The sequence below is a fragment of the Bradyrhizobium sp. OK095 genome (genome assembly GCF_900109945.1).
GTDB lineage: Bacteria > Pseudomonadota > Alphaproteobacteria > Rhizobiales > Xanthobacteraceae > Bradyrhizobium.
Window position 1 is genome coordinate 34,742 of the sequence record NZ_FOBX01000005.1, and the last position, 11,565, is coordinate 46,306.

Annotated in this window: 10 protein-coding genes; 4 read left to right on the forward strand and 6 right to left on the reverse strand. The window is 64.7% G+C overall.

What is annotated here, in order from left to right; translation table 11 throughout:
- Positions 1 to 57: 57 nt before the first annotated feature.
- A complete protein-coding gene (locus BMW89_RS14475; RefSeq protein WP_092027429.1) occupies positions 58 to 588 on the reverse strand; it encodes an SH3 domain-containing protein in 531 nt (176 codons plus the stop codon).
- Between the two features lie 325 nt (positions 589 to 913).
- On the opposite strand from BMW89_RS14475, the gene BMW89_RS14480 reads away from it, so the two are divergent.
- Positions 914 to 1,915 (forward strand): 2-hydroxyacid dehydrogenase, encoded by a 1,002-nt coding sequence (locus tag BMW89_RS14480; protein WP_092027431.1) that lies wholly within the window; start codon positions 914 to 916, stop codon positions 1,913 to 1,915.
- A gap of 139 nt (positions 1,916 to 2,054) precedes the next feature.
- Here the strand turns inward: BMW89_RS14480 and BMW89_RS14485 are convergent, their stop codons facing one another.
- Entirely contained in the window at positions 2,055 to 2,966 is a 912-nt protein-coding gene (locus BMW89_RS14485; RefSeq protein WP_092027433.1) for a LysR family transcriptional regulator, read from the reverse strand.
- Between the two features lie 118 nt (positions 2,967 to 3,084).
- Between BMW89_RS14485 and BMW89_RS14490 the strand changes: the two genes are divergently transcribed.
- Complete coding sequence (locus BMW89_RS14490; RefSeq protein WP_092027435.1) at positions 3,085 to 4,092, forward strand: aldo/keto reductase; 1,008 nt, start codon at positions 3,085 to 3,087, stop codon at positions 4,090 to 4,092.
- Positions 4,093 to 4,101: 9 nt separating this feature from the next.
- Here BMW89_RS14490 and BMW89_RS14495 read toward each other — a convergent pair whose 3' ends face one another.
- Positions 4,102 to 4,905: a HesA/MoeB/ThiF family protein gene (locus BMW89_RS14495; protein ID WP_092027436.1), complete on the reverse strand. Its 804-nt coding sequence runs from the start codon at positions 4,903 to 4,905 to the stop codon at positions 4,102 to 4,104.
- A 91-nt stretch (positions 4,906 to 4,996) separates the two neighbouring features.
- Here BMW89_RS14495 and BMW89_RS14500 point away from each other — a divergent pair, with 91 nt between their 5' ends.
- Positions 4,997 to 6,355, forward strand: a complete 1,359-nt coding sequence (locus tag BMW89_RS14500; RefSeq protein ID WP_177196057.1) for a serine protease — start codon at positions 4,997 to 4,999, stop codon at positions 6,353 to 6,355.
- A gap of 87 nt (positions 6,356 to 6,442) precedes the next feature.
- Here BMW89_RS14500 and BMW89_RS14505 read toward each other — a convergent pair whose 3' ends face one another.
- Both BMW89_RS14505 and ggt read right to left on the reverse strand, forming a co-directional pair.
- Positions 6,443 to 7,540, reverse strand: a complete 1,098-nt coding sequence (locus BMW89_RS14505; protein ID WP_092027438.1) for a sensor histidine kinase — start codon at positions 7,538 to 7,540, stop codon at positions 6,443 to 6,445.
- A 189-nt stretch (positions 7,541 to 7,729) separates the two neighbouring features.
- A complete protein-coding gene (gene ggt, locus BMW89_RS14510) occupies positions 7,730 to 9,409 on the reverse strand; it encodes a gamma-glutamyltransferase (RefSeq protein ID WP_092028041.1) in 1,680 nt (559 codons plus the stop codon).
- 243 nt (positions 9,410 to 9,652) lie between these two features.
- On the opposite strand from ggt, the gene BMW89_RS14515 reads away from it, so the two are divergent.
- The gene (locus tag BMW89_RS14515) at positions 9,653 to 10,390 is read left to right on the forward strand and encodes a nucleotide-binding protein (protein ID WP_092027440.1); all 738 of its coding nucleotides are present in this window, start codon (positions 9,653 to 9,655) and stop codon (positions 10,388 to 10,390) included.
- 259 nt (positions 10,391 to 10,649) lie between these two features.
- Here the strand turns inward: BMW89_RS14515 and mutM are convergent, their stop codons facing one another.
- Positions 10,650 to 11,531, reverse strand: a complete 882-nt coding sequence (mutM, locus tag BMW89_RS14520) for a bifunctional DNA-formamidopyrimidine glycosylase/DNA-(apurinic or apyrimidinic site) lyase (protein ID WP_092027442.1) — start codon at positions 11,529 to 11,531, stop codon at positions 10,650 to 10,652.
- Between the last annotated feature and the right edge of the window lie 34 nt (positions 11,532 to 11,565).

Below are 11,565 nucleotides of genomic sequence, written 5' to 3' on the forward strand. Positions count from 1 at the left end.
TACATCGCTGATTTGATCGTCATGGCCGGGATTTCCCGGCCATTGTCGTTTCAGGCCTCAGTTGACCTGTTCGTCCGAATAGACGCCCCAGAGGCGTTCCTGCTGGATCCAACCGTCAAAACCGTTGCCGGTGACGCGGCACCAGTTTGCGGTGCACTTCTTGACCTGCGTGACGACACCAACCTGAAGCTTCGCCGCAACCGCACTGTCGGGATCGGCGCGGTCGTAGATCGGGGCGAGCTCGTCCTTGTGCTTCATGGTGACGACCGCGGTGCGGCGGCCCGACAGCAGCGAATGATAGACCCAGCCCTCGGCGCCTTCGGAATCGCGCACCCGGCGCCAGTTCTCGAACTCGGCGGTGATTTCGACCGGCAAGCCGGAACGGGTGTAGACCCAGGCCACGTCATTGTCCTTGGTCGGACCGGCGCGGACGTTCACGTGATCCGATTTGAGGCTGACATAGCGCGGCACTGGAAGGCCGCTGGCGGTCTGGGGTGTGCTGTCCTTGGCCGAATGCGAGGGGCCGACCGAGACGCTCAACCAGGTACAAACGAGCGCCATCACCGAACAAAACCGCCCCAACGCCATCAACCCGTCTCCTGTCGAAGATCCAGGCCTAAGCCAGGTCCTCACCCCGAATTCCAATGCCTGCCGTGCAACCCCCGCCCGCCCCACGCGGGTGTTCCGCCAAGCCAAACCCGTGGTTCTTGTCTTGGCCCGGCCTTCTGCTAGAGAGGACGGACATCTGAACAACCAGTTTGTCCCGATTTTCCGGCCGGAAATGTCGGGAGAGCTTGAAGGAAACGCCGGGGACGACACGGCAAAGGGCAGTGTCGAACAACCGGGTTAATGAGGCCTCAACGGCCGGCTTTTGGTGACAGAGGCGGCTTGCAACGCCTCATGAGGGCAGGACATGTCGGTGAAGAAAAAGCCCCTCGTCGTGGTGACGCGCAAGCTGCCGGACTCGATCGAGACCCGGATGCGCGAGCTGTTCGACGCGCGGATCAATCTCGACGACACCCCGATGTCGGCCGAGCAGATCGCCGAAGCCGCACGCACTGCCGACGTGCTGGTTCCGACCGTCACCGATCACATCGGCGCCGACATCGTCAACCAGCCCGACTGCAAGCTGAAGCTGATCGCGAATTTTGGTAATGGCGTCGACAATATCGACGTCGAGGCCGCGCATGCCCGCGGCATCACCGTCACCAACACGCCAAAGGTTCTGACCGAAGACACCGCCGACATGACCATGGCGCTGATCCTCGCTGTGCCGCGCCGGATGATCGAAGGCGCCTCTATTCTCACGGAAGGAAAACCCTGGGCCGGCTGGTCGCCGACCTGGATGCTCGGCCACCGCATCGGCGGCAAGCGCCTCGGCATCATCGGCATGGGCCGCATCGGCCAGGCCGTGGCGCGCCGTGCCCGCGCCTTCGGCTTGCAGATCCACTATCACAACCGCCGTCCCGTCGCGCCTGTCATCGCCGAAGAACTTGGCGCGACCTATTGGGAAAGCCTCGACCAGATGCTGGCGCGGATGGACATCATCTCGGTCAACTGTCCGCACACGCCGGCGACCTATCATTTGCTGTCGGCGCGGCGGTTGAAGCTGATCCGGAAAGACGCCTACATCGTCAACACCGCGCGCGGCGGGGTCACCGATGAGGACACGCTGGTCAAGCTGATCGAAGCCGGCGAGATCGGCGGCGCCGGCCTCGACGTCTACGAGCACGAGCCCGCGGTCAATCCAAAGCTGGTGCGGCTGGCCAAGGCCGGCAAGGTGACGCTGCTGCCGCATATGGGCTCGGCCACGATCGAGGGCCGCGTCGAGATGGGCGAGAAGGTGATCATCAACATCCGCACCTTCCTCGATGCGCACAAGCCGCCGGACCGCGTGCTGCCGAGTATGCTCTGAGGCCTCGGCCTTCGCGCGCCGCAACCTCATCTCCTCATCCTGAGGAGACCGCGCAGCGGTCGTCTCGAAGGATGGCCACAGGGAAGATCCGGGCCTGCATGGTTCGAGACGGCGCTTCGCGCCTCCTCACCATGAGGGTTTAAGGTCGCGATACGCTGCGCTTGCGCCAGTCCGCGACGAAATCGATGAAGGCGCGCAGCGCAGGCGGCGTCTGGCGCCGGCTCGGATAGTACAGGAACGGGCCCGGAAAGGGCTCGCACCAATCTTCCATCAGGCTGACCAGCGCGCCGGATTTCACGGCATCATGGACGTAGCCATCGAGCGTGGCCCAGATGCCGGCGCCGTCGAGCGCCGCGCGCATGGCAAGACCCATATTGGTCGAGATCAACTTGGCCGGTGGATCGACCTTCACGAGCTGGCCCGCTTTCTCGAATTCCCAATCATGCATGACGCCGCTCGAATAGCGGGCACGGATGCAATCGTGGTCGAGCAGGTCCTTCGGATGTTTCGGCTTGCCGCGGCGCGCGACGTAACCGGGCGAGGCGACGACGACATAGCGCTGCGCGCCGCTGAGCGGGATCGCGACCATGTCCTGCGCGAGATGCTCGCCATAGCGCACGCCGGCATCGTAGCCCCCACTGACGATGTCGACGAACCCGCTCTCGGAAACGATGTCGAGATCGACCTGCGGATGGGCGCTAAGAAACGGGCCGACCATCGGCGCCAGCACGAGATCGACCGCCGGCGGCGGCGCGTTGATGCGCAGGCGGCCCGAGGCGACTTCGCGCAGACCGCGGACCTGATCCAGCGCATCGCCGACATCGCGCAGGGCCGGCGCCACGCGCGACAGCAGCAATTCGCCGGCCTCGGTCAGCGCGACGCTGCGGGTGGTGCGGTTCATCAGGCGGACGCCGAGGCGCTCCTCCAGGTCCCGCAGCCGTTGGCTAAGGCTCGACACCGACACGCGAATTTCGACCGCCGCGCGCCTGAAATTGCGGGTGCGGGCGACCGCCACGAAGGCGTCGAGATCGCGCAGGTCGGGATCGGCCATTGTTCGCTACTGTGAACAAGCTATTCTGGATTGTCCAGCTTATCGAGGTAATCGATCAGGCGCATATCTCCCCTCGTCACGCGGCGCCACCGCCCGCCGCCTTTTGAGGAGAGCCCCCATGGAACAGCGCAAACTCGGTTCAACCGGCCCCAACATCTCAGCCCTCGGTCTCGGCTGCATGGGCATGTCGGAGGTCTATGGCCCCGCCGATCGCGACGAGAGCATCGCCACGGTGCATGCGGCGCTCGATGCCGGCATCACGCTGCTCGACACCGGTGATTTCTACGCCATGGGTCACAACGAGATGCTAGTGCGCGAGGCGCTGAAGGATGTGCCGCGCGAAAAAGTGCAGATCAGCGTCAAGTTCGGCGCGCTGCGAGGCCCCGCCGGCGACTTCATCGGAATGGACACCAGGCCCGCCGCGACCAAGAATTTTCTTGCCTATTCGCTGCAACGCCTCGGCACCGACTACATCGACGTCTACCGCCCGGCGCGGCTTGATCCCAACATTCCCATCGAGGAGACGATCGGCGGCCTCGCCGATCTCGTGAAGGCCGGCTACGTCAGGCATATCGGCCTGTCCGAGGTCGGCTCCGACACCATCCGCCGCGCACACGCCGTACATCCGATCGCCGATCTCCAGATCGAATATTCGCTGATCGAACGCGGCATCGAGCGCGACATTTTGACGACCTGCCGCGAGCTCGGCATCGGCATCACCGCTTACGGCGTGCTCGCGCGCGGCCTGATCAGCGGCCATTGGTCGAAGGATTCCGGCAAGGCTGGCCGCGACTATCGGCTGATGACGCCGCGCTTCCAGGGCGCAAATCTCGAGACCAATCTCGCGCTGGTGGAGCAACTGCGCGCCATCGCTGCCGAGATCGGCGCGACGCCGGCACAGGTCGCGATCGCCTGGGTGGCGGCGCAAGGCACGGAGATCGTGCCGCTGGTCGGTGCCCGCACCCGCAACCGTCTCAGCGAAGCGCTCGGCGCGACCAAGGTAACGCTGACGCAGGCTCATCTCGCTGCACTTGCAAAAGCCTTCCCGCCTGACGTCGCCGCCGGCACGCGCTACGCGGCCGAGCAGATGGCGCATCTCGACAGCGAGAAGCCGGCCACGAGGTAACGGCAATAACTAAGTGCGATGGGTGCTGAGGTCAGTGATCACAGGCCCATCGCCATTGAGCGGATTGGCGGGATCACGCGCGTAGCGCAGCGTCTCAAAACGCATCGCGCGCGCATCGATCATCAGGAGGCGGCCGACGAGGCCGTCGCCAAAACCGACGATCTCGCGGATCGCCTCCAGCGCCATCATCGAGCCCATCACGCCCGCAAGCGCGCCCATGACGCCGGCCTCGGCGCAGGCCGGCACCGTGCCGGGCGGCGGCGCTTCGGGGAACAGGCAGCGATAGGTCGGGTTGAACACGCCCTGCTCGTTTGTCTCATGCGCACGGATGGTGGTGAGCGAGCCGTCAAAAGTGCCGAGCGCCGCCGTGATCAGCGGCCGCTTCGCAAAGAAGCAGGCGTCGGAGACCAGATAGCGCGTCGAGAAATTGTCGGAGCCGTCGAGCACGAGATCGTAGCCGCCGATCAGGCTGAGCGCATTATCAGCGTTGAGCCAGGTGGCGTGGCCGACGAAGCGGACATGCGGATTGAGCGCCGATATCCGCTCCGCGGCGCTCTCGACCTTGTGCCGGCCGATATCGGGCGTGGTGTGGATGACCTGGCGCTGAAGGTTGGACAGCGAGACCAAATCATCATCGACCACGCCGAGCGTGCCGATGCCGGCCGCGGCCAGATACATCAGCGCGGGCGCGCCGAGCCCGCCGGCGCCGATCACCAGCGCGGAGGCCTTTTTCAGCGCAGTCTGGCCGGGACCACCGACATCGCGCAGCACGATATGGCGGGCATAGCGCTCGAGTTCGTCCGGGCTCAGCACCTTCTCTTACTCCTGAACCACCCCAACATTGTTCGCGACCAACGAGATGTGCTTCAATGGCATTGCGTTCAATGGGCTGGCTGGATTTGTCATGAGATCGATGCTTGCGGCAACACTGATGTTTGCATCTGCCACAGGCGCGAACGCCCAGATGACGACGCCACAAATCTCCGGCACCAAGCCGAAGGTGGTCCAGACCGTTCCGATCCGCCCGCCCGCACTTCAGACGCCGTCGGAGACGGCGGACGGCATGGCGCAGGCGGAGCGGCTGGCGCTCCAGTCGGATCTGGCCTGGGTCGGCCAATATAACGGCGCCATCACCGGCGACGTCAGCGCGCGCATGGTCGACGCCATCAAGGAGTACCAGAAGAATAAGGGCGGCAAGCCGACCGGCGTGCTCAATCCGCAGGAACGCGCCGCGCTCGCCGAAACCGCACGGCGCAAGCAGGACGGCGTCGGCTGGAAGATCGTGACCGAGATGACCAGCGGCGCGCGGCTCGGCATTCCCTCAAAACTGGTGCCGCAGCAGGCGACCGACGCCAACGGCTCGAAATGGACCTCCCCGACCGGCACGGTGCAGGTGCTGCTCAATCGCCGCAAGGAGGCGGGCCCGACCACGGCCAAGCTCGCGGACGCGGAGAAGAAGGAGCCGGCTCGCAAAGTCGACTACACCGTGGTGAAGCCTGATTTCTTCGTGTTGTCGGGACTTCAGGGCCTGAAAAAGTTCTACGTGCGCGGTACGTTCAAAGGCGACGAAGTCCGGATCATGACGATCCTCTACGACCAGGCGACCGAGAACACGGTCGAGCCGGTCGTGATCGCGATGTCGAGCGCCTTCAATGCCTTTCCGGCGGGACCGCAGGCCGGACCGGCGCCGCGCAAAACCGTCGAATACGGTACCGGCATCGTCGTCAGCGACGACGGTGCGATCGTCACTGATCGCCTCGTCACCGACAGCTGCCTCGCGATCACGATCGCCGGCTACGGCAGCGCCGACCGTCTCGCCGAGGACAAGGAGCACGATCTCGCGCTGCTGCACATCTACGGCGCGCGCGGCCTGAAGCCGCTCAGCCTCACAGGCGGCGCGGTGAAGACGAGTGTCGATGTCATCGGTATCGCAGATCCACAGAGCCAGGGTGGCGCGGCAGCCGTGTCGAGCCTCAAGGGTGCGCTGGCGCCGGTCACGAGCAGCGATACCGCACTGTCGCCTCCGCCCGCGGTCGGATTCTCCGGCAGCCCGGCCATCGATGGCGACGGCAAGTTCGCCGGCGTCGCGCTGTTGAAGCCGGCGATGGTCGCGGGTCCCGCGACATCGGTGCCGGCATCGCAGGCCGTGATGGTCTCGGCGGAGACGGTGCGCGATTTCCTGAAGGCGAACGGCGTTGCGGCGAACGGCACGTCAACGGATGCGAAAGCTGCCGTCGTCCGCGTGATCTGCGTGAGGAAGTAATTCAGACGACGCCCGCGCTTCGTCTCCTCTCGATGCGCCCGCCCAAAGGCATGTCGCGCCGCCGAGCCATGCTGCTTCCGCTGTGCCTCACGAGGCTTTTGAGGAAGTCGCCAGATTCTCCAGGGGAGCTGTCAGGCGGCAGACGATACCGGTCGAGTCATAGGACACGTCGACGGAGCCTCCGAAATCGTCTTCGAGCACCCTGGAAATGAGGCGTGACCCAAAGCCCACGCGAGTGGGCTTCGACGCCATTGGCCCGCCGAATTCCCGCCAGACAAAAATGAACTTTGGCTCTCCGTCCTGATCGGCTGCCGTCCATGTAATCGACACGCCGCCGCGCGCCACGGTCAGTGCACCGTATTTCAGAGCATTGGTCGCGAGCTCATGAATCGCCAGGGACAGACCGAGAGCCTGTCGAGACTTGACGACGAGTGGCGGCCCCGAAACCGTGAAGCGGCCTTCGCCTGTCCGATAAGGGATGAGAGCTGTGTCGATCACATCTCGAAGGGGAGCGACCGCCCAGTTTGCTGCGGTCAACAGGTCATGCGCGCGTCCGAACGCGCCAAGCCGTGCCTGGTACTTTTCGAGATCGGCTTTGCTCGATGGCTCGCGAAATGTCTGGGCGGCGATCGCGCTCAGGACGGCAAGCGTATTCTTGACGCGGTGCTTCAGCTCTTCGTTGATGAGGCCCAGCGCTTCTCTTGCCGTATGCTCGGACGTCACATCCTTGCAGACCACAAGCACGCCGCCCACCTTGCGCTCGAAATCGATCGGTCCAAAGCTATACGTCCACCAAACGTCCTCGCGGCGACCATGACGCGTCACCGGTACCAGCTGGTCCTCATTCCAGGTCGCGCCCTTGCCGGCCATGACGTGCTCGATCTGGGGCCCAATGATGTCCCAGATTTCAGCCCAACATTCGCGGCCACGCGCTCCCAGAGCGCTTGGATGCCTTTCAGGCCCCATCGTCTGCCGGTATGCGTCGTTGTAGAACTGGATGAGGTCGGGCCCCCACCAGATGAACATCGGGTGGCGCGACGTCAGAACGAGCCGCACCGTAACCCGAAGACTTTGAGGCCAGGTTTCCGGGGGGCCCACCGACGTGTTCGACCAGTCGAACGCGCGCGTCAAAGCGCCCATCTCGCCGCCTTCGGCCAGAAAGTCACTGACTTCATCTTCACCCATACGCACAACCTTACCCGGACACCGAGCGCCAAGCCCGTCGTGGGAGTTCCGTAGCATACAGCGCACGACTCATGTCGTCATCCGCTTCGGTCAGGCCGCCCCCGCGACATCTGCCGAAATCAGCAAATGCCGTTGTCCAAAAATTGCCAATGATGTTCAAAAACCGCCAGAGCGCTCCGGGACTGACGGCTAAGTCAGCCTGAACCGCACGCCGCTGCGCGCGAGGCCACCGGAAATTCCAACCGGTGTCCCGTCCGCGCGCCAACATGCGGCGCCGGTCATGGTGCCGTCGTCGTGGAAGGCGATGCCGTTCATGCCGCCGGCGACCGTCGCGACGGGCTGGACCTTGTGGCCCATGCCAGCGAGCTTCGCACGCACGGCCTCCGGCACCTTCTGCTCGACCTCGAGCGCGTTGCCCTCGGTCCAGACCCGCGGCGCCTCGACCGCTTCCTGCAAGCTCATGCCGTGGTCGATCAGATTGACCAGCGCCTGCATCGCGCTTGGGAAGATGCGCTTTCCACCGGGCAGGCCGAGCGCGTAGCGCAGCTTGCCTCCATTCAGCGCCATCATCGGCGACATCGAGGTGGTCACGCGCTTGCCTGGCGCCAGCGACAGCGCATGGCCCGGCCGCGGATCGAACAGGTTCATGTAATTGTTGGCGATCGCGCCCAGGCCCGGGATCATGATCTTGGCACCGAACAAATTGTTGATGGTCTGCGTGGTCGCGACCACGTTGCCGAAAGCGTCCGCCGCCGTCATGTGCGTGGTGTGCGCGCCTTCGAGCGGCGAAACGCCAGCGCTCCAGGCTTGCGCCCGCGCCGGATCGATCGCGCGGCGGCGCTCCTCGGCATAGGCCTTGGACGTCAGCTTCTCCACGGGCACGCCGACATAGTCAGGATCGCCGCTGGCAGCGGCGCGATCGGCGAAGGCGATCTTCAGGACCTCGGCAAGATAGTGGATGGTCTCCGGCGTGCCGAAGCCGAGGCCGCCGATGTCGTAGCCCTCAAGGATGTTCAGCATCTGCGCGATGTGTACGCCGGAGGCCGCGGGCGGCGGCGGGCCAAAGATGGTCCAACCGCGATAATCGGCGCGGATCGGCTGCCGTTCGACGGTCTTGTAATTGGTGAGATCGGTGCGGCGGATAAAGCCACCGGTCTTCTCCATGTAGTCGGCGAGGATGTCGCCGAGCGGCCCCTCATAGAGTGCTGTCTCGCCGTGGTCGGCAATGTAACGGAGCGTCTCGGCATATTCTGATTGCACCACGCGCTCACCGACCTTCAACGGCTCGCCATCGGGCAGATAGATCGCCGCGATCGGTTTGTCCTTGCGCATCTCGGCGGCGCTCTCGCTGATGCATTCGTGCAGATAAGGCGTCGCCGCATAGCCGCGCGCGGCGTGCTTGATCGCTGGCTGCATGACATCGGCGAGCGACATGGTGCCGAATCGGCGCAGCGTCTCGCACCAGGCTTTCAGCGAGCCCGGCGTGGCGACCGCCTTCGCCCCGTTGAGGTTCTCGTTGCCGACCGTGTCGAACACGTCATGCGCCGAGCCCGGCTTGGAGGTGTAGCTGGTGTCGCGCACCGCCGCAGGCGCCGTGCTCTGGCCGTCGATGAAGCGGTGGCTGCCGTCCGCCAGACGTATGTGCGCCATGCCGCCGCCGATGATGCCGACCATCATCGGCTCGACCACAGTCAGCGTGAACAGGGTTGCGATTGCGGCATCGATGGCGTTGCCGCCGGCGGCCAGCATTTCGGCGCCGGCGCTGGAGGCCAGCGGGTGATTGCTGACCACCATGCCGCGGCTCGAGACCGCCGGCATCTTCTGGCATTCAAAACTCGTTGCCGTCCGGTCGCGCCAGTTTCTGCTCATGCCGCCTGCCTTTCCAATGCACGGCGGCGAGCACATCACGCGCACGATGACGGGTCCAGTGTTGGTACGGATTGGCTGGCATTCCCGATTCTGCCATCATTGCACCTGTTGATTCGGACATCCGCGGTCCCCTTTGGATCGGGCAGGGCACGTCCTGAGCGAGAAGAGCTCAGCATCGAGAAGCGATGCACGTTCGCGTGGCGTTATCCCGAGACCCAAGCACTCCAAAGGATTGATCTTCAAATGCACACGATCGTACTGGCCACCCAAAAGGGCGGCAGTGGCAAGAGCACGCTCGCCATCGGCCTCGCGCTCGCAGCCAAGCAGGCCGGCTTCACCGTCCGCCTGATCGAAACCGACCCGCAGGGCACCCTCTCCAACTGGCAGCGCCGCCGCAACAACGACGATCTCGTCGTCGAGCCGATCTATCACGCTGCCGACATCGAGCCGCGCCTGAAGATGTTGGCCGACAGCGGCCTCCAGCTCGCGATCGTCGACACCGCGGCCGGCCTCAGCGCCGCGACGACCGCCGCGATCCGCCATTCCGACCTCTGCCTGATTCCGGCCCGCCCGAGCGTCGCCGACATCGAGGCGACCGTCTCCACCCTCAGCGTCGCGCGCGCCTGGAAGCGTCCCTACAGCTTCGTGCTGAACCAGACGCCGATCCGCGGCCAGCGCATCGACAACGCGGCCAACACGCTCGCCGAGGAAGCAGCCCTCGATCTCGTCGAGGTGCTCGCACGCCCGCTGATCGTGATGCGCAACGACCACCAGGACTCGCTCGCCTCGGGCCTCGCCGTCAGCGAATTCGCGCCGAACGGCAAGTCGGCGGACGAGATCCGCGGCCTCTGGCGCTGGATCGAGACCCGTCTCGAGCTCGAAGCCACGACCAATGACCTGATCGATCAGGTCATCTCGGCCGCAGACGGCATGGTCCATGCCGCCACCGAGCTTGCGGCAGACGAAACACTGGCGTCCTGAGCGGGCGATCGCTCAGACGGCAGTCGGGCTCTTCGCCATCCGGAAGGGCCCCAGCGACGAAGCAATCCGGCCACCAGCCCGGCCGGATTGCTTCGCTTCGCGTTTTTTTGACGACGGCAAGCATGCCCTCGCACAAAGATGTCGAAAACAACCCCATGCACAGTAGAACGGCTGCCGGCCGCCGTGCCACGGCGGCGGCGCGTAGATATCTGACTTGTCGGTCAAAATGGCCGTGCGCGCGCTTTCGTACCGCGCCACGTCACTTCTGACATTTCGGACACCAGAAGGTCGACCGGCCGTTCTGGGTGAAGCGCTTGATCGTGCCGCCACAGCGAGGCGTCGTACACGTCTCGTCTTCGCGGTCGTAGACCTTGAACGAGTGCTGGAAGTAACCGAGTTCGCCCGAGGTCTGGCGGTGGTCGCGCAGTGAGGAGCCGCCGGCCTTGATGGCGTCGTTCAGCACGGTGTGGATCGCACCGACCAGTCTCTTCGCATGGTCCGTCGGCTCGCTCTTCTTCGTCGACAGCGTCGCAGCAATCCGCCGCGGCGACAGATGCGAGCGATGCAGCGCTTCGCAGACATAGATGTTGCCAAGCCCCGCCACCACACGCTGGTCGAGCAGCGCTGCCTTCAAGTTGGTTTTCTTCCCCTCGCAGGCCTGCGCCAGCATCGCGGCATCGAATTCATTGCTGAGCGGCTCGGGACCGAGCCCGCGGAGCAGCGGCTCATCCTCAAGCGCGTTGCGCGCGATCACTTTCATGTAACCGAAGCGGCGCGGATCGTTGAAGATGATGTCGGCGCCCGAGGACATCCGAAACAGCACGTGGTCGTGGGTGGAGTCCTTGGCCTTCGGATAGTGAAACTCGCCCGGTGCCGCCACGTGGTCCGGCTTGATGACGCGGAACGAGCCCGACATGCCCAGATGCATCAACAACACGTCGCCGGAGGCGAGATCGGCCATGAGATATTTTGCACGCCGGCCGAGCCCCGTGACGACCTGGCCCTGGAGCCGGGCCACGAAGTCCGGCTGGAACGGAAAGCGCAGATCCGGCCTGCGGGCCTCGGCCACGAGGATTTTCGCGCCCTCCATGACCGGCTGAAGGCCGCGGCGGACGGTCTCGACTTCGGGCAATTCAGGCATGGTCAGGCATTCACCTTATGAGGGCGGTGTGATA

Excerpts from the sequence above, each read along its gene's own strand:
- BMW89_RS14475 (WP_092027429.1), bottom strand. The coding sequence starts at position 588 with ATGGCGTTGGGGCGGTTTTGTTCGGTGATGGCGCTCGTTTGTACCTGG.
- BMW89_RS14480 (WP_092027431.1), top strand. The coding sequence starts at position 914 with ATGTCGGTGAAGAAAAAGCCCCTCGTCGTGGTGACGCGCAAGCTGCCG.
- BMW89_RS14485 (WP_092027433.1), bottom strand. The coding sequence starts at position 2,966 with ATGGCCGATCCCGACCTGCGCGATCTCGACGCCTTCGTGGCGGTCGCC.
- BMW89_RS14490 (WP_092027435.1), top strand. The coding sequence starts at position 3,085 with ATGGAACAGCGCAAACTCGGTTCAACCGGCCCCAACATCTCAGCCCTC.
- BMW89_RS14500 (WP_177196057.1), top strand. The coding sequence starts at position 4,997 with ATGAGATCGATGCTTGCGGCAACACTGATGTTTGCATCTGCCACAGGC.
- BMW89_RS14505 (WP_092027438.1), bottom strand. The coding sequence starts at position 7,540 with ATGGGTGAAGATGAAGTCAGTGACTTTCTGGCCGAAGGCGGCGAGATG.
- ggt (WP_092028041.1), bottom strand. The coding sequence starts at position 9,409 with ATGAGCAGAAACTGGCGCGACCGGACGGCAACGAGTTTTGAATGCCAG.
- BMW89_RS14515 (WP_092027440.1), top strand. The coding sequence starts at position 9,653 with ATGCACACGATCGTACTGGCCACCCAAAAGGGCGGCAGTGGCAAGAGC.
- mutM (WP_092027442.1), bottom strand. The coding sequence starts at position 11,531 with ATGCCTGAATTGCCCGAAGTCGAGACCGTCCGCCGCGGCCTTCAGCCG.